Genomic DNA, 20,397 nt, shown 5'->3' on the forward strand with positions numbered 1-20,397 from the left:
CCTCGCCGTGCGCCCGCTTACGGGCTGAGCTCCCCTGGCAGCCGTTGGGGGATTGGGGGAGCCGAGCTGCTCCTCCAACCCGCCCAAGACCATGCGAGACCACCAGTACCCAACGCGCTGACCTCATGGATTCCGCTGGGCCGAAGGCTCTCCGTGCGTGAGCGGTGCATGAGCGGACGGCGGAACGTAAGGCGTCGAAAGCCGGACCCAGCGTCCGGCAGGGTGGTGCTGATCCGCAAGAACAGCACCACCGGCAGGAGCGGGAACCCTCGATCATGGATTCGACCCCACTTGCAGTTGAGGGGAGGTGGCGGGGCCCCAGGGGTGGCTATGGGTGGGTTTGCGTGAGGGTGGGGTAGTCGGTGTAGCCGTGGTGGTCGCCGCGGTAGAAGGTCTGGTGGTCGGCCTCGTTGAGGGGGGCGTTGGTACGGAGGCGGTCCACGAGGTCGGGGTTGGCGATGAAGTGCGTGCCGAAGGAGAGGATGTCCGCGAGCCCGTCGTCCACCAGGTGCAGTTGGCGGGGGCCGGCGGGCCAGTCCTCGGGGGCCTGGTGCGGGTTGAGCATGAACACCCCTGCCCACTGGCGGCGCAGTCGCTCCGTGAGGTCGCGGTGGCCGGGGAACTCGAAGACGTGCAGAAATGCCAGCTGCGCGGGCAGCTCATCGATCAGTGTCAGGTAGAGCTCGTGCAGGTCCGGCTCTTCGAGGCCGAACGCGGTGCAACCGGGGCTGATCCGCAGCGCGAGCCGTTCCGCTCCGATGCGTGCGGCGACGGCCTCCACGAGTTCGACGGGGAAGCGGACCCGCCCGGCGACACCGCTGCCGTAGGCGTCGGTGCGGAGGTTGGCGTTGCCCGAGAGGAACTGCTGGATGAGGTAGCCGTACGCACCGTGCAGCTCGACACCGTCGAACCCGGCATCGATGGCGTTCGCGGCCGCGTCGGCGAAGTCGGCGATGGTGTCGGCGATCTCTTGGGTGGTCAGGGCGCGCGGTATCGGGTAGGGCTTGCGGACGGCCGGTTCGCCTCCGTTGATGCGCACCTGGCCTTCGGCCGCGACGGCTGACGGCGCGACGGGATGGAGGCCGCCGCCCAGGAGTTCGGGGTGGCTGTTGCGGCCCGCGTGCATCAGCTGTGCGTAGATGCGGCCGCCCGCCTCGTGCACGGCCTGCGTGATCGGGCGCCAGGACTCGACCTGGCGGGCGTCGTGCAGGCCGGGGGTGTCGGTGTAGCCCTGGCCGACGCGGTTGGGCTGGGCGGCTTCGGCGATGATCAGTCCGGCGGTGGCACGCTGCCGGTAGTACTCGGCCATGAGCGGGGTCGCGGACAGGCCCTCGCCGTACGCGCGGCGGCGGGTCAGCGGCGCCATGGCGATCCGGTTGGGGAGGGTGAGCGGGCCGACGGTGAGCGGGTCGAACGCGGTGGGCATCGGGCAGTCCTTCGGGTGACGAGCGGGTTCTGGGGCCCCACAGTCGTCGCCCACCCGCCCCCGCGCCCAGGTAGAGCCGTGTGAGGCGGCGCTATCCGACACCTGCCGCTCCTCCGGCGGCGCTATCCGACGACCGGCGAAGCCTGCTTGAACAGCCGCATGCTCGGCGCGGTCTCCACCGACCGCACACCGGGCAGCGCCGCCACCGGCCCCGTGAGGTAGGCGTACAGCGCCGCGCTCCCGCTGCACTGGACGCTCGCGTAGAGGTTGGACGCACCGGTGGTGGCCGCGGCGAAACTCACCTGTGGATGCGCTGCCAGCGCCTCGCCCGCCGCTGCCAGGTCGCCCGGCGCGACGTTGAGCCACAGGGTCGCGGACGTCCGCAGCCCGAACAGCACCGGATCGAAGTCCACATCGAAGTAGACGATCCCGCCCGCGCGCAGTTCCGCCAGCCGACGCCGTACGTGCGTCTGCGACCAGCCGGTCGTCGAAGCCAGCGACCGGAACCCGGCCCGTCCGTCGAGGGCCAAGGCCCCCAGCAACGCCTTGTCCTCCGCGGAGAGGTCCATCGGCGAGGCCCTGGGGGAGGCCATCGGCTCGGCTTCGGGCGGCTGCGGTCGCAGCCGGGCGCACTGATCGGGTGACAAGGGCCCGTTCTTCGTCAGCGGACTGGTACTGCCGCCGAAGAACGTGTGCAGGACGCAGTGCGCACTCACGTCGGTCACCTGGGGCGTGCGCGGGAGACGGGACAGCAGCGCCGATTCCTCGACCGGGGCGTCGAGCCGTGCCTCCACCATGCAGAAGATCTCCGCGCCGCCCGAGGCGATCTGCACCCAGGAGGTCTCCGCCTGCCGCGCCAGCGCACGCGCGAGCCCCACGGCCGCTTCCGGCACACACCGCACCCGTACCACCCAGAGCTGCCGCCCGACGGCCTGCGGCCACACCGCGCCCAGCACCCGCACCCGTGCCTCGGCCCGCAGCCGTGCGTACCGGCGCGCGACCGTCTGGTCCGACACCCCCAGCACCTCGCCTACCAGCGAGAACGGCACCCGCCCGTCGATCTGCAGCGCCTGCAGCAGCCCGCGTCCGACCACGTCCAGCATGTGTCCCTCTCCACCAACCGGGTCAGCCCTCTCCACAACCTGGTCAGCCCTTTCCACCAACCTGGTCAGCCCTCTCCACAACCTGGTCAGCCCTTTCTACCAACCGGGGCAGTGGTGGGCGGGACGGCCCGGATGCGGTCGGCGGGACGGTGCGGGGGACGGCCGGCCGGGCGGGCGGGGCGGTGTGGTGCGGGTGGCTGGTGTCGGTGGGCGCAGGGGCGGAGCGCGGGGGCGGTGTGGGCCCCGTGGGGCACTGGTGGGGTGAAGAGCCGCATGGCGGCCGGTTTCTGCGGGGTGGGGCGGCGGGTTCCGGCGTAAGTTCGCCCGCATGGTGATTTCGATGACGCAAGAGGACTACGAGCGCCGGATGGAGCGGGCGGGGCGGGCCGCCGCCCATGCCGGACTGGCCGGTCTGGTCGTGACGCCCGGGCCGGACCTGGGGTGGCTGTGCGGGTACCGGCCGACGGCGGTCACCGAGCGGCTGACCGCGCTGCTGATCGAGCCGGGGCGGCGGCCGAGGCTGCTGGTGCCCGTATTGGAGCGGCCGGACGCCGAGCTGTCCCCGGGGGCCGCGGCGCTGGAGGTGGTCGGGTGGCGCGACGGTGCGGATCCGTATGCGGAGTTCGCCAAGTGGATGGAGCCGCAGGGCCGTTACGGGGTTTCCGATGCGACCTGGGCGCTGCACCTGCTGGGGCTGCAGCGGTCGCTGCCGGGAAGCGGGTATGCGGCGCTGACGGAGGTGCTGCCGATGCTGCGCGCCGTCAAGGACGCCCATGAGGTGGAGCGGCTGGCCGCCGCCGGGGCGGCCGCGGATGCGACGTACGAGGAGATCCTGGGGGTACGGTTCGCCGGCCGCCGGGAGTCCGAGGTGGCGGCGGACCTCGCCCGGCTGCTGGTCGAGCACGGGCACAGCCAGGTGGACTTCACCATCGTCGGCTCGGGCCCCAACGGAGCCAATCCGCACCATGAGGCGGGCGAGCGGGTCATCGAGGACGGCGACATGGTCGTCCTCGACTTCGGCGGGCTGAAGGACGGATACGGGTCGGACACCACCCGGACCGTGCACGTCGGGGAGCCGGAGGCCGAGGAGCGCAAGGTCCACGACATCGTGCGGGAGGCGCAGCAGGCGGCCTTCGAGGCGGTACGGCCGGGCATCGCGTGCCAGGACGTCGACCGGGTGGCCAGGCAGGTGATCAAGGCGGCGGGGTACGGCGAGTACTTCATCCACCGGACCGGGCACGGCATCGGGGTGACCACTCATGAACCGCCGTACCTGGTGGAGGGCGAGCACCTGCCGCTGGTGCCCGGGATGTGCTTCTCGATCGAGCCGGGGATCTACCTGCCGGGGCGGTTCGGGGTGCGGATCGAGGACATCGTGACGTGCACGGAGTCGGGCGGTCGACGGCTGAACGGGACGGAGCGGGAGCTGGCGGTGGTGCGGTAGCCGGGGTGGGGCGCCCCGGGCGGGCGGGTGGTCGGTCCGGGGTGGGGCGGGCCGTCCCGGGCGGGCTGGCGGGTGGTCGGTCCGGGGCGGGGCGGCGGGGAGGTGTGTGCGCAGGTCGGGGGGATTGTCAGTGGGGTGGTTCAGGATGGATCCGTGCGGCGGCGGTGCGGCGGCGAGATGGCTGCGGTGCGACGGCGGTGAGGCTGAGGGCAGCTGTGGCGCCGTTGCGGTGCTGTCGCGGTGCGGCCGTGGGGCGGATGCCTGCGGACGAGGCGTGGGTGGGACGACGGTGAAAGGCGGTGGTCGCGTGGCCGGGCGCGGTAGCGGGACGGTGCGGTCGGTACGGCGGCCGGAGGTGCGGTTGCCTGAGCTGGTGGCGTACGACGGCGGGGAGTTGGAGGTCGAAGGGGACTACGACGGCCTGGAGTTCGCGGATGCGGACCTGGCGGGGCAGTCTGCGCGCGGCGCGCGGTTCATGGACTGTGCGATACGGCGCTGCGGGCTCGACGAAACGGTGCTCGGCCGGGCCCGGTTCATCGACAGCGTGCTGGCCGGGGTGCGCGGGGTCGGGACGGATCTGTCCGGGGCGTCACTGCGCGATGTGGAGGTGACGGACGTCCGGCTGGGCGGCGTGCAGTTGCACGGCGCGGTGCTGGAACGGGTCGTGGTGCGCGGAGGGAAGATCGACTTCCCGAACCTTCGGGGTGCGAAGCTGCGGGACGTCGCTTTCGAGGGGTGTGTGCTGGTCGAGGCGGACTTCGCGGGGGCGCAGCTGGAGCGGGTCACCTTCGACGACTGCACCCTGGCGCGGGTGGACTTCTCCGAGGTGCGGATGAAGGACGTGGACCTGCGCGGAGCGGCCGCGGTGGACATCGCGCGGGGCATCGACCGACTGTCGGGCGCGGTGATCAGTGCGGCCCAACTGCTGGACCTGGCACCGGCGTTCGCAGCACAGGTGGGCGTACGGGTGGAGTGAGGTTGGAGTGACGGCGTGCTGCCAGAGGCGCCCTGAGGGGGGTCAGATGCGGGGGAAGCGCGCCTGGAGGTCCCAGAGGGCCGGGTTGTCGCCAAGGCCTTCGTGCATATCGGTCAGGTCGGCGATCAGGTCGTGCAGGAAGTCGCGGGCCTCCCGGCGCAGTGCGGCGTGGTTGAAGCTGAGCGGGGGCTCGTCGGCCGGCAGCCAGTCGGCGTCGATGTCCACCCACCCGAAGCGGCGCTCGAAGAGCATCCGGTCCGCGGACTCGGTGAAGTCCAGCTCGGCATGGATCGGGCGGGCGGAGCGGCTGCCCCGGGGGTCGGTGTCGAGCTGCTCGACGATGTCGCACAGCGCCCAGGCGAAGTCGAGTACCGGTACCCAGCCCCAGGCCGTAGACAGCTCGCGGTCCTCCTTCGTATCGGCGATATAGACGTCGCCGCAGAAGAGGTCATGGCGCAGGGTGCGCACATCCGCGGTCCGGTAGTCCGTCTGGGGCGGGTCCGGGAAGCGGCGGGAGAGGGAGTAGCCGAGGTCGATCACGTCTTGATGGTGTCACGGCGGAGCGGGCGGACCGCCGGCGGTGCCCGGCGGGGGTCGGTGGTGCGCGGCGCGGGTTGGTGCCCGGCGGGGTTGGTGGTGCCCAGCAGGGGTGGTGGTGCCCGTCATGGGTCGGTCACCCCACCCGGTGGTCAGACCGGCCGCGCTGCTGGCCGTGACCGGTGCTCACGGTGACCCGGAGCTGCTCGGACCGTAGGTCACCCGCAACTGCTCGGACCGTGCTCGGGATCGGTCGGCAGCGCTCAGGGAACCGCGGACCCCGCACCGGAAGGAGGCGTTCTGGGCAGGAGCCGCATCAGGGCAGGAGCCGTTGTTCTCTGGCGACGGAGACGGCGCCGGCGCGGGTGTCCACACCGAGCTTGTCGTAGAGGCGGTTCAGGTGCGCCTTGACGGTGGCCTCGCTGAGGGAGAGGGCGTGGGCGATCTCGCGGATGCTCAGCCCGCGGGCGAGCTGCCGCAGGATGTCCCGTTCCCGGTCGGTAAGGCCGGGGCGGGGGCTGCGCATCTGGGCGAGGACGCGGTGGGCGACCGCTGCGGAGAGCGTGGTGCGGCCGGCGGCCGTGGCCCTGATCGCCGAGAACAGTTCCTCCGGCCGTTCGGCCTTGAGGAGGTGGCCGGTGGCGCCGGCCTCGATCGCGCGGGTGATGTCGGCGTCGGTGTCGTAGGTGGTCAGTACGAGGACGTGTGGGGTGGTGGGCCCCTCCCCGGCCCGGCCACGACCCCGCTCCGGTTCCCCCAGGGCGGCGATGCGGCGGGTGGCCTCGATGCCGTCGATGCCCGAGCCGAGCTGGAGGTCCATCAGCACGACGTCGGGGCGGAGTGCGGCGGCCATCGCCACCGCCTGCTCGCCGTCCTCGGCCTCGCCGATGACCTCGATGCCCGGGGCGCTGCTGAGCAGGGCCAGCAGTCCGGCGCGTACGACGGGGTGGTCGTCGCAGAGCAGGACCCGCACGGGGGTGTGTACGGGGTCGCCGGCGGACGGTGTCATGGGACGTGCTCCAGGGAGATGGCGGCGGACAGAACGGTGCCCTCGCCCGGCGTGGATTCCATGGTGAGGGTGCCGCCGAGCTGCCGCATCCGGGCGTGCACGGCGGGCGGGCCGGGGGCGCGTAACCGGCCGGCGGGGGCTGAGTCAGCCAGGCGTACGGGCGTACGGGGCAGGGGTGGGGCATGTGGGGCATGTGGGGCATGTGGGCTGGCGGGAGTCGGCTGCCGGTGCCGCGTTGCTGCTCCTGGCCAGGCTGACGCACCTGCCGATCTGAAGCGCGTGACCCGCGTGACCCGCGTGACCCGCGTGACCCGGGTGACCCATCGGGCCGGCCAGACCCGCCAGGCCCGCATGACTCATCGGGCCGGCCAGATCCGCCAGATCCGCCAGGCCCCGACTGCCCGCCCGTCCCAGCCGGCCGACCCGGTCGGCTACCGCCTCACGCCCGGCCGGTTCGTGCCCTCACGGCACGGCCGGTTGGTGCCCTCATGCCACGGCCGGTTGGTGCCCTCACGGCATGGTCAGCACGCGTGGTCCCTCGTCCGTCACCGCCACCGTGTGCTCGAAGTGGGCGGCGCGGCTGCCGTCCATGGTGCGCAGGGTCCAGCCGTCCCCGTCCGTGACATAGCCGTCCGCGCCGCCGGCCAGGAACATCGGCTCGATGGCGATGACCAGGCCGTGGCGCAGGACGAAGCCGCGTCCCGGGCGGCCGTCGTTGGGCACCGGCGGGTCCTCGTGCATCCGGCGGCCGATGCCGTGGCCACCGAAGTCCTCGGGGATGCCATAGCCGGCGGCGCGTCCCACGCTGCCGATCGCATGGGCGATATCGCCGATCCGGGCACCGACCACGGCCGCAGCGACAGCGGCCGCCAGCGCCTGCTCGGTGGTGTCCATCAGGCGCCGGTCCTCGGGACGTGCGGTGCCGACCGTGAAGCTGACGGCCGCATCGCCGGCCCAGCCGTCCACCAGCGCGCCGCAGTCGATGCTCACCAGGTCGCCATCGCGCAGCCGGGTGGCGTCCGGGATGCCGTGCACGATCTCGTCGTTGACGGAGGCGCAGATGACGGCGGGGAACGGGGTGGGGGCGAAGGACGGGCGGTAGCCGAGGAACGGCGAGTCGGCGCCGGCCTCCCGCAGGACCGTACGGGCCACCTCGTCCAGGTCCAGTAGCCGCACCCCGGGGGCGGCCGCCGCGCGGACCGCGGCCAGGGCGTCGGCAACGACCCGGCCGGCGACCCGCATCGCGTCCAGCGCGGTATCGGTCTTGAGTTCCACCATGAGTACGACCTTCCAGTGTCGGCCGCCGACGTGAGCGCCCGCCGGCGGTGCGCGCGCAGTGGTGCGCCATCGGCGATGCCAACCGGTGGGCGGCAGTGGGTCACCCGGCCTTCGGCGGTATTTGTTTACCGGTATTTATTTACCGGTATTAGTATCACGGGCATGGTGCGGACTCCACTGACCCCATGGGAACGCGAACGCGGTGAGCGGCTCGGCGCGCTGCTGCGCGAGGCGCGCGGCGGGCGGAGCATGGTCGAGGTCGCGGCGGTGGCGGGACTGTCCGCCGAGACCCTGCGGAAGATCGAGACCGGGCGGGCGCCGACGCCGGCGTTCTTCACCATCGCCGCGCTGGCCGGGGTGCTCGGGCTGTCGCTGGACGAGGTCGCGGCGCTGGCCACCCCGCCCGGGACGGACGCCGAGGATGCGGTCGCCTGACGGTGCGGCGCGATCGCCCGAGGGTGGGCTGGGGCGCCGAACGGTGCGGTACGACCGCCTGAGCGGTGGGACGCGGATGCCCGAACGGTGCGGTACGACCGCCTGAGCGGTGGGACGCGGATGCCCGAACGGTGCGAAGCGGTCGCCTGGGCAGGGGTGCGGTCGGCCGGTCGGTGAGGCGGGACCGTCCGACCCGTGAGGGCGTCTTCTTGGGCCGCCGGCGGCGTGCGTACGTCCCCGGAACGCGCCGAGGGCCGGCCCCTGGTGGGGGACCGGCCCTCGGACAACGGCGGATGCCCGCCTCGGCGAGGCAACTCCTCGGCGGCTCAGCGCCGTGCTGCCTCGGCGCCGTGCTGCCTCAGCGCCGTGCTGCGTCTACGCCGTGCTGCCTCAGCGCTTGCTGCCTCTACGCCGTGCTGCCTCAGCTTCCGGTGTGTGGGTGGCGGAGGCGTCGGCGACGGTCGGCGGTGTTCAGCGGTTTTCGGTGCCTTACACGTTGACGCCGAAGTCCTGCGCGATGCCGCGCAGGCCGGACGCGTAACCCTGGCCCACGGCGCGGAACTTCCACTCGGCGCCGTTGCGGTACAGCTCGCCGAAGACCATGGCGGTCTCGGTGGCGGCGTCCTCGCTGAGGTCGTAGCGGGCGACCTCGGCGCCGCCGGCCTGGTTGACGATGCGGATGAAGGCGTTGCGCACCTGGCCGAAGTTCTGGCTGCGGCTCTCGGCGTCGTAGATCGAGACCGGGAAGACGATCTTGTCGATGTCGGCCGGCAGCGCGGCCAGGTTGACGTTGATCTGCTCGTCGTCGCCCTCGCCCTGGCCGGTGACGTTGTCACCGGTGTGCACGATCGACTGGTCCGGCGTGGCCTTGTTGTTGAAGAAGATGAAGTGCTGGTCGGAGTAGACCTTGCCGCTCGCGTTGACCGCGATCGCGCTGGCGTCGAGGTCGAAGTCCGTGCCGGTGGTGGTGCGGACGTCCCAGCCGAGGCCGACCGTGATGGCGGTCAGGCCCGGTGCCTCCTTGGTGAGCGAGACGTTGCCGCCCTTGGACAGGCTTACAGCCATGGGATGTCCCTTTCCTAGTCAACGCGTCAGGTCGTCGGGCTCCGTGTCGCGCACGAAGCTACCGTCACCCACCACAACGCCGCGGGGGGACCGGGAGGTTCCAGCGGCCTTTACTTTCTTTGCCCAATCCTGATGCCGGACTCTGCTGCCGAACTCCGCTGCCGGACTTTGCTGGCGGACTCTGATGCACCAAACCCTGGTGCCGGATCTGCGTGCCCGGACCCGATGTCGGGTTCCGGTGCCGAGGTGTGGCACGTGGCGGAGCCGGAGCAGAGCCGGGCGGGGCCTGGAACGCCAGGCAAAAGAAGGTGACGTGTTCCCAGGGCCGGGGGATCATAGGACCATGTCCGGGCCCTATGTCATCCGTGGTTCGGTTGTCCTTCCCGAGGCCGAACTCGTTTGGCGCTTCTCGCGGTCCTCGGGGCCGGGCGGCCAGCACGTCAACACCAGCGACAGCCAGGTGGAGCTGCGCTTCGACCTCGCCGGCACCGAGGCGCTGCCGCCGGTGTGGAAGGAGCGCGCCCTGGAGCGGCTGGCGAGCCGGCTGGTCGGCGGTGTGCTGTCCGTGCGGGCCTCCGACCACCGCTCGCAGTGGCGCAACCGCGAGACCGCGGCCGTACGGCTGGCCGCGCTGCTGGCCGAGGCGAGCGCACCGCCGCCCAAGCCGCGCCGCAAGTCCCGGATCCCACGGGGCATCAATGAGCGGCGGCTGCGCGAGAAGAAGCAGCGCGGCGAGACCAAGCGCGGGCGCTCCGGCCGCGACTGGACCTGACCCGCAGGGCCCGAGCCCCTGGGGCCCGCCCCGCCGCCCCACTGGCTCGCCGCCCCGCCGACGCACCGCCTCACCGACCCACCGCCTCGCGCCCCGACCCACGGCTTCGCCGCCCCCGCTCCTTCTCCTCACCCCAACTGCCGGTACTTCCCCCGGAAGTACGTCAGCGGCCCGTCGTCCTCGGTGGGGAGCGTGGTCGCCAGTACGCGCGCGATGACCAGGGTGTGATCGCCCGCCACCACCCGCTGCTCGGTACGGCACTCCAGCGCCGCCAGTGCGCCCTCGATGAGCGGCGCCCCGGAGGCTTCGCCCCGTACGTGCGGAATGTCCTCGAAGAGCAGTCGGTCGCTGATGCGGCCCTTCATTGCGAATCGCCCGGCAACGTGGCGCTGGTGGCCGGAGAGTACCGACACCGCCCACAGCGGCTGCTCCGCCAGCAGGTCGTCCATCCGGGAGTCGTTGCGAACGCTCACCATCACGAGCGGCGGATCGAGGGACACGGAGAGGAACGCGGTGGCGGTCATGCCCGCGTCCTCGCCGCGCGGCCCGGCGTCCGGATCGTGGGCGGTGATCAGCACCACGCCGGCGGCGAGACGGGACAAAGCGGCACGGAACTCGTCGTCACTCACCCCCACAGCATGCGGGATCGGCCCGTCGCCGGGCACGGATGCCGGGGTGACGGTGGGTGTGGCTGGGGCGGCGGGGCCGGCGGCCACCGCATCGGCAGGGCTTTTCGTGAACACGCCATGAACGCTAACTTCCCCACTCTCCGGTGCGCATCGGGCCCTGGGCCCACCCGCGTCCTAGGTCTGCCGACCGAGGGGCGGGGCGCCGGAAGTTTCCTGGGTTTGCGTTCAGAAAGTGTAGAAAGGGTGAAGGGGTGGCCCAATAATGGGTACGCGAGAGATCATCAACACTCGCTCACTGTCTGTGACTTGAGTCACAGCAGGCGCTAATTGTTGACCCTGTGTACCGAGTGAACAGCTCACTGTGATTCAGTGAGCGTGGAATCGGACGACGAAGAATCGCGGAGTTTGCTGTCGAGGTCTCAGGGAGAGCGAGCGATGGAGACCGAGTCGGAGCCATACGTCCGTCTTGCAACCCTGCGGCAGCTGCACCAAGTGGTCGCCGAGCTGAATACCGCACGCAGCCTTGCGGACACCTTGCAGACCGTGGCCGACGGTGCGCTCACCGGCCTCGGCTTTGAGCTCTGCGCGGTGAACCTCGTCCGCCCGGACGGCGACCTCGTCGTCGCGGCGGTCGCGGGCAGTGCGGGGGCCGAGGCCCTGATGGCCGGGCGGGTCGGTGCCCGGTCCTCCTGGGAGCGCCGGCTGTCCATGGGGGAGCGCTGGGGCGAGCTGCGCTTCATCCCGCACACCGAGGGCTGGGTGCTCGATGACGACGACGTACCGCAGTGGCACACGGCCGGGCCCGCGCCCCGGTTCCCCGACGAGTGGCATCCGATGGACCGCCTCTTCGCACCGATGTACACCGCGGGCAGCAACGGCGGCGACCTGCTCGGGGTGATCTCCGTCGACCGGCCGCGCAACGGCCGTCGGCCCGGCCCGTGGGGGCGGGAAGCCCTCCAGATGTACGCGTTCCAGTCCGCCATCGCGATCAGCAACGCCCGGCTGCGCGCGAACATGCAGCGCGCCCTGGTCCGGCTGGAGCGCGAGCAGCAGGCCCTGCGCGCCAGCGAGGAGAGCTTCCGGCAGGCCTTCGAGTACGCGCCGAGCGGTATGGCCGTGGCCGAAATGGGCGGTGACCAGCACGGTCGTCTGCTACGGACCAACGACGCGCTGTGCCGGCTGCTCGGCCGCACGGCGTCCGGGCTGCGCCGCTACGCCTTCTCCGACCTCGTCCACCCCGAGGACATCGGCACCCTGCTGCGCACCTCCGCCGAGGGCGGCCGGGCCGAGCTGCGGCTGGCCCGCCGCGACGGCACCTATGTGTGGGTCTCGCTGCGCAACTCCGTGGTCGCGGACACCGCCGACGGCCCCCGGTTCCTGCTCACCCACGTCGAGGACATCGAGGAGCGCAAGCGGCACGAGCTCCAGCTGGCGCACCGGGCCAGCCACGACTCGCTGACCGGGCTGCCCAACAGCGCCGAGCTGCGGGCCCGGCTCGGCGCCCGGCTGTGCTCCCGCGCGCCCGGCTCGATGGCCGATGCGTACGCCTCGACCGGCGGCCACCCCGGCGATCCGCACGGCTTCCGGGCGGGCGGCAAGGAGCCGTTCGACGGGGTCGACGGTTTCGAGGGCCGGGTGCCCGCCCCGTTCGACCACCACGTCCACCTGGTCGCCCCGTCGGACGGCCCGGCCGACGACGGCTCCAAGGGGCTCGCCGTGCTCTTCTGCGACCTGGACGGCTTCAAGTCGATCAACGACCGCTTCGGGCACAACACCGGCGATGCGGTGCTGATCGAGGTCGCCCGCCGCCTGACCAGCGGGGTGCGGGACGGCGACACGGTCGCCCGGCTCGGCGGCGACGAGTTCGTGGTGCTCGCCGACGGCCTGGGCACCGCCGACGCCCAGGACCTCGCGGTGCGGCTGCGCAACGCGATCATCCCGCCGATCCGGGTGGAGGGCCGGGCCGTCCGGGTCGGGGCCAGCTTCGGGATCGGCTGGGCCAACTGCGGGATGACGGCCGAGGAAGTGCTGGAGTCCGCCGACCAGCGGATGTACGTGGAGAAGCGCTCGCGGTCCAAGGCGAACCGGCGCGCGGCGGGCTGACCGGCCGGCGCGGCACCGCGGTGCGCGGTGCGGGGATGCCCCGTGCACGGTGCCGCACATCTCACACTGGGGCCCGCCGGCCCCCGCACCAGCAGTTCACCGATCCGTAGCGATCTTGTGGCACTCCGGGGCCGGTGTGCCGGGGGTCCGACGGGGTAGGCTGCGCCGATGCGGCGCCGCCGCCGGGGGCCCGGAAGACAGCTTCGCGCAGAGGTGTCTGCGCACGCGTACCGATGCGTACATGACGCGCACAGATCGCTTGGGAGTGACACGGAATGACGGCCGGCAACAACGGCGCGGACACGCCGGAGAACGACGACCCGTTCGGCTACCTCTACCGCTCGGAAGGCGGCGAGGGCGGCGCACCGGGCTCGGCGGGCGACGGTGCGGCGGCCCGGCAGCCGGGGGTTCCGCGCACGTCCTACAACCAGGTCCGCGCGGTCGGCCAGCGCCAGTACGGCCAGCAGGCCCCGCAGCAGGTCACCTACGGGCAGCAGAACGCGCACTACGCCGCGCCCGAGACCCTGCCCGGCGGCGACCGTACCCGTGCCATGCCGTCCTCGGGCCAGGGCTCCGGCCAGGAGCCGCGGCGCCGCAACGGCCTGCTGATCGGCGCCGTCGCGGTGGTCGCGGTGGTGTGCATAGGCATCGGCGTGGCGATGCTCACCAACAGCAAGGGCGACAACGGCGCCACCGCGGGCAAGCAGGGCCCGACGGCCGGCGACTCGGTCAAGCCCAGCGACGAGCCGGCCAGCAAGCCCAAGCCCGGTGAACTGCCCAAGCAGGACGCGGGCAGCCTGCGGCTCGACGGCGGTGCCACCACGGCGAAGGACATACCCGGTGCCCGGTCGGCCGGCGGGACGTATGTCGCGGGCATGAACACCCCCGGTGCATCGGCCACCTGGAGCGTGGACGTGGACACCGCCGGCCAGTACAAGCTCTGGGTCGGCTACGGCGTGCCCGGCAAGGACGCCAACCTCACGCTGAGCGTCAACGGCAAGGCGGACTCCCGGCCGATCAACATGGAGAACTTCGCCCACGGCCCCGAGGGCGCCTGGGACAAGGGCTGGACCAAGACCTGGTCGTACGTCCAGCTCAACAAGGGCACCAACACCGTCAAGCTGTCCTGCGAGAGCGGGAACCAGTGTGACGTGAACCTGGACAAGATCTGGCTGGCCAAGCACTGAGCCGGAGCCGGCCCCGGGCCGGCTCGTGGCCGGGAGCGCCGGGAGCGGTGCCGGGAGCCTGAGGGCCCAGGGCCCTCACGCCGCCGAGGGACGGTCCGTCACCACCACGCGCGGCAGCAGGTCTTCGTAGGTCTCCGGGTCGAACTCGCCCGCCGCCGGGGCCCGTACGGTCGCGGCGGACAGGGCCACCGCGCGGGTCAGCCGGTCCGGCCAGGGCAACTCCTCCACCAGGCCGGACAGCAGGCCGGCCACGGCCGAGTCACCGGCACCGGTGGGGTTGCCGGGGATCCGCTGGGGCGGGGCGGCCTGCCAGGTGCCGTCGGCGGTGACCGCGAGCATGCCGGCCGGGCCCAGGGAGGCGGCCACCGCATGGGCGCCGCGGCGGCGGGCGTCGCGCGCTGCCCGCAGCGGCTCGGTGCTGCCGGTGAGCGCGGCCAGTTCGTCGGCGTTGGGCTTGGCGAGATCGGGGCGGGCGGCCAGGCCCCGGCGCAGCGGTTCGCCGCTGGTGTCGAGCAGGACGGGGACGCCGGCGCTGCGCGCGGCCCGGGTGAGGCGGGCGTAGACGTCGACCGGGACACCCGGCGGCAGGCTGCCGCACAGCGCCACCGCCCGTGCCTCGGTGAGCAGTTCGCGGTAGGTGCGAAGGAAGGCGTCCCATTCGGCGGGGGAGACCGTCGGGCCCGGCTCGTTGAGCTGGGTGGTGTCTCCGGTGGCCTCGTCGACGACGGCGACGGTGCGGCGGGTGGCGCCGCCGACCGGTACCAGGGCGTCGGTGACATCGGTGTCCGCGAGCTGGGCGCGCAGCGCCTCGCCGGTGCCGCCGCCCGCGAAGCCGGTGGCGACCGTACGGTGGCCGAGCGCGGCCAGCACCCGGGCGACGTTCAGGCCCTTGCCACCGGGGCGTTCGGACACCTCGGTGATCCGGTGGGTGCTGTGCGGACGGAGCCGTGGCACGCGGTAGGTGATGTCCAGGGCGGCGTTCAGCGTGACCGTGAGGATCATGGTCGCCCCTCCGGGCAGTCATGGCCGGGCGGCCGTGGTCGGGCAACCGCGCGCGGCGGCGGCATGCGGACAAGTGCGCGAGCGATCATGCCATCGCCGGTGGTGATTGGCCCAGACCCGGGATAACCGCCGGTGGTCCCCGGCCACCCGGAGGGGCGGCACGCTGCGTAGGCGACCTGGTGCGGCCGTGGAGGCTCACACCCCCGGCGGGCGCACCAACCACTCGCCCTGCCGCATGACACCGGCCAGGCGGTAGGCCGCGTCCAGGACCACCAGGTCGGCGTCCTTGCCGGCCTCCAGGGACCCCACCCGGTCGTCGACGCCCAGCAGGCGGGCCGGGTTGGCGCAGAGCGCCGCAACGGCCTGGTCGACGGTGAGTCCGTCGAGGGTGACGGCCCGTCGGAAGGCGCGGTCCAGGGTGAGCGTGGAGCCGGCGATGGAGCCCGCGGTGGGCCCCTCGCTGATCCGGGCGACGCCCTCCCGCACCTCGACCTGCATCGGGCCCAGTGGAAACATCCCGTCGTCCATCCCGGCCGCGCCCATGGCGTCCGTGATGAACGCCACCCGCGCGGCGCCCGCCTCGCGGACCGCCAGTTGCAGGACCGAGGGGTGCAGATGGGTGCCGTCGTTGATCAGCTCGATGGTGATCCGCTCGTCCTCCAGGAGGGCGGCGATCGGGCCGGGCGCGCGGTGGCCGAGCGGCGGCATCGCGTTGAACAGGTGGGTGGCGACGGTGGCGCCCGCGTCGATGGCCTGGCGGGTGGCGTCGTAAGAGGAGTCGGTGTGGCCGATGGCGGCGACCACCCCGGCGTCGGCCAGCAGCCGTACGGAGGCCAGCCCACCGGGCAGTTCGGGGGCCAGGGTCATCATCGCCGCGGTGCCGTGCGCGGCGTCGATGAGCTTGCGGACGTCGGACGGGTCCGGGTCGCGCAGCAGCCCGGGCTGGTGGGCACCGCAGCGGTGCGGTGAGATGAACGGGCCCTCGAAGTGGATGCCCGCCAGCTCGCCCTGCTGGACGAGTTCGGCGAGCACCGCGGCCTGGCGGGCGAGGTCGGACAGCTCACCGGTGACCGTGGAGGCGACCATCGTGGTGGTGCCGTGCCGGCGGTGGGTGTCGATGGCCGTCATGCACTCGCCGGGGTCGGCCGACGAGAAGGAGCCGCCGCCCCCGCCGTGCACATGCACATCGACGAATCCGGGGACGACCAGATGGCCGGAGAGGTCCACGAGGTGCGCCGGGCCGTTCTCGAAGCCGTCCAGGTCGCGGGTGTGGACGGCGGCGATCCGGTGGCCCTCGACCGTGATCCGGCCGCCGTCGACGACACCGGAGGGCCGGGCGATCCGGGCGCCGGCCAGGACGGTGCGCCGGGGGCCGGAGGGTGGCTGCGCGGGCTGGTGCTGTGCCATCAGGCGGTTACCTCCGTGGAGAGAAGATCCCAGGCGAGGAGTCCCGCGCCCAGGCACCCGGCGGTGTCCCCGAGGGCCGCCGGAACGATCGAGGGGAGCCGCTGGAACGTAACGCGCCGGCGGACCGCTTCCCGCAGAGGTGCGAACAGCGTGTCGCCGGCCTCGGCGAGCCCCCCGCCGATGATGAGTGTCTGCGGGTCGAGCAGCGTGAGGCCGGTGACCAGGCCGTCGGCCAGGGCGTCCACCGCGTTCTGCCACACCGTCCGGGCCCGCTCGTCGCCGGACCGGACGGCCGTGGCCGCGTCCGCAGCGGAGGCCCGCGGGTCGCCGCAGGCCGCGGCCCAGTCCCGGCCCACCGCGGCGGCCGAGGCCACGGTCTCCAGGCAGCCGCGCTGCCCGCAGTCGCAGGCGCGCCCCTCGGGCCGTACGACGATGTGGCCGATCTCGCCGGCGCTGCCGTGCGCACCGGACTCGATCCGGCCGCCGATGCCGATGGCGCCCGCGATGCCGGTGCCCAGCGGCACGAACAGGAAGCGGTCGGCGCCCCGGCCGGCGCCGATCCGGCCCTCGGCCAGGCCGCCGGTGCGGACGTCGTGACCGAGGGCGACCGGTACCCCGAGCCGCTCGGACAGCAGCGCCCGCATCGGTACGTCCCGCCAGCCGAGGTTGGCGGCGTAGACGGCGGTGCCGGAGGCCTCGTCGACGATGCCGGGCACGGCGACGCCGGCAGCAGCGGCCGGGGCCCCGAAGCGTTCGGCGCCGAGGTCGCGGAGCTCGGCGGCGAAGCCGAGGACGGCCTCGACCACCGCCTCCGGGCCGTGCTCGCGGCCGGTGGGGCGGCGCGCCTGGTACAGCAGCGCGGGCGGGGTCTCCTCGGACGGCGCGGTGTCGTCCACCCCCACGAGGGCGGCCTTCATTCCAGTGCCGCCCACATCAAGGGCGATGACGTGTCTCACCGGAACAGTTTCGCGCGATCCGCACCGAAAGGTCTAGTCCACTCACCGGGCGGATCGCGGGGAAGAACGGGTGGGGGCCCGGCACCGGAGCGAGACCGCCGGTGGTGTAGACCTTATGGGGGACACGGGGGAAACTCGCTGTTCACGCCGGTCGAGGGCGGTTCTACGGGACGACGTCGGGCGACCCGGCAGGCACGAAGAACACGAGCACGGAAAAGGGCGGTAACAGGGGTGCAGCGGCGGTATTTGAGCCTGGCGGCGGCAGCGACGGCGGCCACCATGACGCTGACTCTCACCGGCTGCGGCAGCGGATCGGACGACGGCGACGTCACCCTGAAGCTGATCGCGGCGGACTACGGCGACAGCAAGGCCAACGGCTCCCAGCACTACTGGGACGAGCTCACCCGCGCCTTCGAGAAGAAGAACCCCGGGATCAAGGTCGACGTCCAGGTCTACGGCTGGACGGACGTCGACCGGAAGGTCGAGAACCTCGTCAAGGAGGGCCACGCCCCCGACCTGGCGCAAATCGGCGCGTACGCCGACTACGCCGCCGAGGGCAAGCTCTACAGCGTCGACAAGCTGCTCTCCGTCCCCACCGAGGCCAACTTCACCCCCTCCCTCGCCGAGGCCGGCGAGTACGAACGGATCCAGTACGGCATGCCGTTCGGCGCCAGCACCCGGCGGCTGTTCTACAACAAGAAGCTGTTCGCCCAGGCCGGCATCACCAACCCGCCGCAGACCTGGGACGACATCGCCCATGACGCGCAGGCGCTGAAGGCGCACGGCGTCAGGATGCCCTACGCGCTGCCGCTCGGCCCGGAGGAGACCCAGGCCGAGACGCTGATGTGGATGCTCAGCGGGGGCGGCGGCTACACCGACAGCATCGGCAAGTACCGCATCGATTCGCCGGAGAACATCAAGACCTTCAACTGGGTCAAGGAGAACCTCGTCGCCAAGGGCCTGACCGGCACCGACCCGGCCAAGCTCAACCGCGAGGACGCCTTCCAGGGCTTCGCCGACGGCAAGGTCGGCATGCTCAACGGCCACCCCGCCCTGATGAAGCAGGCCGCCGCCAAGGGCATCGACTACGGCACCGTCGAACTGCCCGGCATCGAGGGCAAGGCCAAGACCACCATGGGCGTCGCGGACTGGATGATGGCGTTCAAGCAGAACGGCCACCGCGCCGAGGTCGGCAAGTTCCTCGACTTCGTCTACAGCGACAAGAACGTCGAGAAGTTCTCCCGTGACTACGGCCTGCTGCCGGTCACCTCCACGGCCTCCCAGGAGATGCTCGCCGACGACTCGTACGCCAAGCTGCACGGCTTCCTCAAGCAGCTGGCCAGCGCCGAGTTCTACCCGGCGAACAAGACCTCCTGGCCGCTGGTCTCCAAGACCGTCAAGGCCAAGATGGGCACCGCGGTCGGCCCCGAGGGCAACCCGGCCGGCGTGCTCACCGACATCCAGAACGCCGCGGACGAGGCGGACAACTCCGGCGAGTGAGGCGATGTGCACCGGTCGGGCGGGCCCCGTCCGACCGTGCGCCTATCGTGGAAGCGTGATGACGAGCGGTACGCAGGACCCCGACGCCTCGCGCGACGCCCGGCCGGCCGAGGCCCCTGGGCCCGCCGAGGCCTCCGCCGGCCTGTCCGCCCGGGACGAGGCCGTGCTCGCCGTGGAGCGCCGCTCCTGGCCCGGCCCCGGCCCCAAGGAGCGCGCCATCCGCGAGCAGCTCGGCATCTCCCCGACCCGCTACTACCAACTCCTCAACGCCCTGCTGGACGACCCCCACGCGCTCGCCCACGACCCCGTCACGGTCAACCGGCTGCGCCGCGTACGGGACGCCCGGCGCGCCCGCCGCTGACGCCCGGCGCGCCCGCCGCTGACCCGGTACGCCGACGCGGCGCACCCTGTTACGCCGTCGCGGTGCACCCTGGTACGCCGACGCAACCCACCCTGTTACGCCGTCACGGTGCACCCTGGTACGCCGACACAGCGCACCTCGGCGCGCTCCCCGAGCCGCCGCCGCGAGGTGCCCCCGACGCCCGCCCCGCGCCGGTAGGGTCGGCGCATGGGCAGTTCCCAGAACGCCGCGCCGCACCCCGAGCCGACCCCCGAACCGCAGCGTGCGCCCGGCTCCCCGCCGGCGTCGCGCACCCCCGCCGGCCGTGACGGCCTCGCCGCGTTGCTGGCCCACCCCGAACGCGCCGTGGTCGCCCTCGACTTCGACGGCACCCTCGCCGACATCGTCCCCGACCCCGAGCAGGCCCGCGCCCACAGCGGCGCCGTCGCCGCCCTGGGTCGCCTGGTGCCCCGCTTGCGCGCCGCCGCGGTGCTCACCGGCCGCCCGGCCGCCGTCGCGGTCCGCCTCGGCGGCTTCGCCTCCGTACCCGGCCTCGACCACCTCACCGTGCTCGGCCACTACGGTGCCGAGCGCTGGGAGGCGGCCACCGGCGCCGTTGACGCCCCTCCGCCGCACCCCGGCATCGCCGCCCTGGAGGCCGAACTCCCCGGTGTCCTGGACTCCTCCGGCGTCTGGCACGGCCCCTGGACCGGGACCGCCGTCGAGCGCAAGGGCGGCCGGGCCCTCGCCGTGCACACCCGCCGCGCCGAGGACCCCCAGGGCACCTTCGAGCGGCTCCGCGACCCGCTCACCGCGCTGGCCGAACGCCACGGCCTGATCGTCGAACCGGGCCGCTACGTCCTGGAGCTCCGCCCCCCGGGCATGGACAAGGGCGTCGCGCTCGCCGACTGGATTCGGGAGACCGGCGCCTCGACGGTGCTCTACGCCGGCGACGACCTCGGCGACCTGGCCGCCTTCGCCGCCGTCGACCAGCTCCGCGCCCAGGGCCTGTCCGGCGTCCTGGTCTGCAGCGGCAGCGACGAGGTGACCGAACTCGCCGACCGAGCCGACCTGGTGGTCGACGGGCCGACCGGCGTGGTGGCGCTACTCGGCGCCCTCGCGGACCGTCTCGCTGACCGCTGACCGCTGACCGCTGACCGCTGACCGCTGACCGCTGACCGCTGACCGCTGACCGCCGTCCACCCCCATGACGCCCCGACAGATGCAG

Annotated in this window: 19 protein-coding genes and 1 pseudogene; 9 read left to right on the forward strand and 11 right to left on the reverse strand. The window is 72.8% G+C overall.

The window, feature by feature from the left end; genetic code table 11:
• Positions 1-328 precede the first annotated feature (328 nt).
• Both AB0G84_RS22365 and AB0G84_RS22370 read right to left on the reverse strand, forming a co-directional pair.
• A complete protein-coding gene (locus AB0G84_RS22365) occupies positions 329-1,426 on the reverse strand; it encodes an alkene reductase (protein WP_361323379.1) in 1,098 nt (365 codons plus the stop codon).
• Positions 1,427-1,548: 122 nt separating this feature from the next.
• The gene (locus AB0G84_RS22370) at positions 1,549-2,529 is read right to left on the reverse strand and encodes an AsnC family transcriptional regulator (protein ID WP_361323382.1); all 981 of its coding nucleotides are present in this window, start codon (positions 2,527-2,529) and stop codon (positions 1,549-1,551) included.
• Positions 2,530-2,869: 340 nt separating this feature from the next.
• Here AB0G84_RS22370 and AB0G84_RS22375 point away from each other — a divergent pair, with 340 nt between their 5' ends.
• Both AB0G84_RS22375 and AB0G84_RS22380 read left to right on the forward strand, forming a co-directional pair.
• A complete protein-coding gene (locus AB0G84_RS22375; RefSeq protein WP_361323385.1) occupies positions 2,870-3,973 on the forward strand; it encodes an aminopeptidase P family protein in 1,104 nt (367 codons plus the stop codon).
• A 331-nt stretch (positions 3,974-4,304) separates the two neighbouring features.
• Positions 4,305-4,949 carry a pentapeptide repeat-containing protein gene (locus tag AB0G84_RS22380; RefSeq protein ID WP_361323660.1) on the forward strand — a complete coding sequence of 215 codons (645 nt, stop codon included), beginning with the start codon at positions 4,305-4,307 and terminating at the stop codon, positions 4,947-4,949.
• Positions 4,950-4,991: 42 nt separating this feature from the next.
• Here AB0G84_RS22380 and AB0G84_RS22385 read toward each other — a convergent pair whose 3' ends face one another.
• From AB0G84_RS22385 to map, 4 genes and pseudogenes are all read right to left on the reverse strand, one after another.
• Positions 4,992-5,489 (reverse strand): hypothetical protein, encoded by a 498-nt coding sequence (locus AB0G84_RS22385; RefSeq protein WP_361323388.1) that lies wholly within the window; start codon positions 5,487-5,489, stop codon positions 4,992-4,994.
• 313 nt (positions 5,490-5,802) lie between these two features.
• A complete protein-coding gene (locus AB0G84_RS22390; protein ID WP_361323391.1) occupies positions 5,803-6,495 on the reverse strand; it encodes a response regulator transcription factor in 693 nt (230 codons plus the stop codon).
• A pseudogene (locus AB0G84_RS22395) lies at positions 6,492-6,635 on the reverse strand (sensor histidine kinase); the annotation flags it as partial. The gene AB0G84_RS22390 and the pseudogene AB0G84_RS22395, both read right to left, overlap by 4 nt.
• Before the next feature lie 370 nt (positions 6,636-7,005).
• Entirely contained in the window at positions 7,006-7,773 is a 768-nt protein-coding gene (gene map / locus AB0G84_RS22400; RefSeq protein ID WP_361323394.1) for a type I methionyl aminopeptidase, read from the reverse strand.
• 162 nt (positions 7,774-7,935) lie between these two features.
• On the opposite strand from map, the gene AB0G84_RS22405 reads away from it, so the two are divergent.
• A complete protein-coding gene (locus tag AB0G84_RS22405) occupies positions 7,936-8,208 on the forward strand; it encodes a helix-turn-helix transcriptional regulator (RefSeq protein WP_361323397.1) in 273 nt (90 codons plus the stop codon).
• 489 nt (positions 8,209-8,697) lie between these two features.
• Here the strand turns inward: AB0G84_RS22405 and AB0G84_RS22410 are convergent, their stop codons facing one another.
• Complete coding sequence (locus AB0G84_RS22410) at positions 8,698-9,273, reverse strand: TerD family protein (RefSeq protein WP_361323400.1); 576 nt, start codon at positions 9,271-9,273, stop codon at positions 8,698-8,700.
• Positions 9,274-9,616: 343 nt separating this feature from the next.
• On the opposite strand from AB0G84_RS22410, the gene arfB reads away from it, so the two are divergent.
• Positions 9,617-10,045, forward strand: coding sequence for an alternative ribosome rescue aminoacyl-tRNA hydrolase ArfB (arfB, locus tag AB0G84_RS22415; RefSeq protein ID WP_361323403.1), 429 nt, complete (start codon positions 9,617-9,619; stop codon positions 10,043-10,045).
• Between the two features lie 128 nt (positions 10,046-10,173).
• On the opposite strand, the gene AB0G84_RS22420 is transcribed toward arfB, so the two are convergent.
• Entirely contained in the window at positions 10,174-10,710 is a 537-nt protein-coding gene (locus AB0G84_RS22420; RefSeq protein ID WP_361323663.1) for a flavin reductase family protein, read from the reverse strand.
• 399 nt (positions 10,711-11,109) lie between these two features.
• Between AB0G84_RS22420 and cdgB the strand changes: the two genes are divergently transcribed.
• Together cdgB and AB0G84_RS22430 are read left to right on the forward strand one after the other, a co-directional pair.
• Entirely contained in the window at positions 11,110-12,777 is a 1,668-nt protein-coding gene (cdgB, locus tag AB0G84_RS22425) for a diguanylate cyclase CdgB (RefSeq protein WP_361323406.1), read from the forward strand.
• Between the two features lie 275 nt (positions 12,778-13,052).
• Positions 13,053-13,964 (forward strand): carbohydrate-binding protein, encoded by a 912-nt coding sequence (locus AB0G84_RS22430; RefSeq protein WP_361323409.1) that lies wholly within the window; start codon positions 13,053-13,055, stop codon positions 13,962-13,964.
• Positions 13,965-14,039: 75 nt separating this feature from the next.
• Here AB0G84_RS22430 and AB0G84_RS22435 read toward each other — a convergent pair whose 3' ends face one another.
• The 3 genes from AB0G84_RS22435 to AB0G84_RS22445 form a co-directional block, all read right to left on the reverse strand.
• Entirely contained in the window at positions 14,040-14,966 is a 927-nt protein-coding gene (locus AB0G84_RS22435; RefSeq protein ID WP_361323412.1) for a 1-phosphofructokinase family hexose kinase, read from the reverse strand.
• Between the two features lie 195 nt (positions 14,967-15,161).
• Positions 15,162-16,373 carry an N-acetylglucosamine-6-phosphate deacetylase gene (gene nagA / locus AB0G84_RS22440; RefSeq protein ID WP_361323415.1) on the reverse strand — a complete coding sequence of 404 codons (1,212 nt, stop codon included), beginning with the start codon at positions 16,371-16,373 and terminating at the stop codon, positions 15,162-15,164.
• Positions 16,373-17,329, reverse strand: a complete 957-nt coding sequence (locus AB0G84_RS22445; protein WP_361323418.1) for an ROK family protein — start codon at positions 17,327-17,329, stop codon at positions 16,373-16,375. Before AB0G84_RS22445 ends, nagA begins: the two co-directional genes overlap by 1 nt.
• Positions 17,330-17,608: 279 nt before the next feature.
• On the opposite strand from AB0G84_RS22445, the gene AB0G84_RS22450 reads away from it, so the two are divergent.
• The 3 genes from AB0G84_RS22450 to otsB all read left to right on the forward strand — a co-directional run bounded on the left by AB0G84_RS22450 (position 17,609) and on the right by otsB (position 20,312).
• Positions 17,609-18,829, forward strand: coding sequence for an extracellular solute-binding protein (locus tag AB0G84_RS22450; protein ID WP_361323421.1), 1,221 nt, complete (start codon positions 17,609-17,611; stop codon positions 18,827-18,829).
• Between the two features lie 58 nt (positions 18,830-18,887).
• A complete protein-coding gene (locus tag AB0G84_RS22455; RefSeq protein ID WP_361323424.1) occupies positions 18,888-19,190 on the forward strand; it encodes a DUF3263 domain-containing protein in 303 nt (100 codons plus the stop codon).
• Positions 19,191-19,397: 207 nt separating this feature from the next.
• On the forward strand, positions 19,398-20,312 hold the full coding sequence (gene otsB, locus AB0G84_RS22460) for a trehalose-phosphatase (RefSeq protein ID WP_361323427.1): 915 nt from the start codon (positions 19,398-19,400) through the stop codon (positions 20,310-20,312).
• Positions 20,313-20,397: the final 85 nt, after the last annotated feature.

The organism is Streptomyces sp. NPDC020742 (assembly GCF_040641675.1).
In the GTDB taxonomy this organism is placed as follows: Bacteria; Actinomycetota; Actinomycetes; order Streptomycetales; family Streptomycetaceae; genus Streptomyces.

What these genes read in the sequence shown, in the direction of transcription:
- AB0G84_RS22365 (WP_361323379.1), bottom strand. Translation starts at nt 1,426, where the DNA reads ATGCCCACCGCGTTCGACCCGCTCACCGTCGGCCCGCTCACCCTCCCC.
- AB0G84_RS22370 (WP_361323382.1), bottom strand. Translation starts at nt 2,529, where the DNA reads ATGCTGGACGTGGTCGGACGCGGGCTGCTGCAGGCGCTGCAGATCGAC.
- AB0G84_RS22375 (WP_361323385.1), top strand. Translation starts at nt 2,870, where the DNA reads ATGACGCAAGAGGACTACGAGCGCCGGATGGAGCGGGCGGGGCGGGCC.
- AB0G84_RS22390 (WP_361323391.1), bottom strand. Translation starts at nt 6,495, where the DNA reads ATGACACCGTCCGCCGGCGACCCCGTACACACCCCCGTGCGGGTCCTG.
- map (WP_361323394.1), bottom strand. Translation starts at nt 7,773, where the DNA reads ATGGTGGAACTCAAGACCGATACCGCGCTGGACGCGATGCGGGTCGCC.
- AB0G84_RS22405 (WP_361323397.1), top strand. Translation starts at nt 7,936, where the DNA reads ATGGTGCGGACTCCACTGACCCCATGGGAACGCGAACGCGGTGAGCGG.
- AB0G84_RS22410 (WP_361323400.1), bottom strand. Translation starts at nt 9,273, where the DNA reads ATGGCTGTAAGCCTGTCCAAGGGCGGCAACGTCTCGCTCACCAAGGAG.
- arfB (WP_361323403.1), top strand. Translation starts at nt 9,617, where the DNA reads ATGTCCGGGCCCTATGTCATCCGTGGTTCGGTTGTCCTTCCCGAGGCC.
- cdgB (WP_361323406.1), top strand. Translation starts at nt 11,110, where the DNA reads ATGGAGACCGAGTCGGAGCCATACGTCCGTCTTGCAACCCTGCGGCAG.
- AB0G84_RS22430 (WP_361323409.1), top strand. Translation starts at nt 13,053, where the DNA reads ATGACGGCCGGCAACAACGGCGCGGACACGCCGGAGAACGACGACCCG.
- AB0G84_RS22435 (WP_361323412.1), bottom strand. Translation starts at nt 14,966, where the DNA reads ATGATCCTCACGGTCACGCTGAACGCCGCCCTGGACATCACCTACCGC.
- nagA (WP_361323415.1), bottom strand. Translation starts at nt 16,373, where the DNA reads ATGGCACAGCACCAGCCCGCGCAGCCACCCTCCGGCCCCCGGCGCACC.
- AB0G84_RS22450 (WP_361323421.1), top strand. Translation starts at nt 17,609, where the DNA reads ATGACGCTGACTCTCACCGGCTGCGGCAGCGGATCGGACGACGGCGAC.
- AB0G84_RS22455 (WP_361323424.1), top strand. Translation starts at nt 18,888, where the DNA reads ATGACGAGCGGTACGCAGGACCCCGACGCCTCGCGCGACGCCCGGCCG.
- otsB (WP_361323427.1), top strand. Translation starts at nt 19,398, where the DNA reads ATGGGCAGTTCCCAGAACGCCGCGCCGCACCCCGAGCCGACCCCCGAA.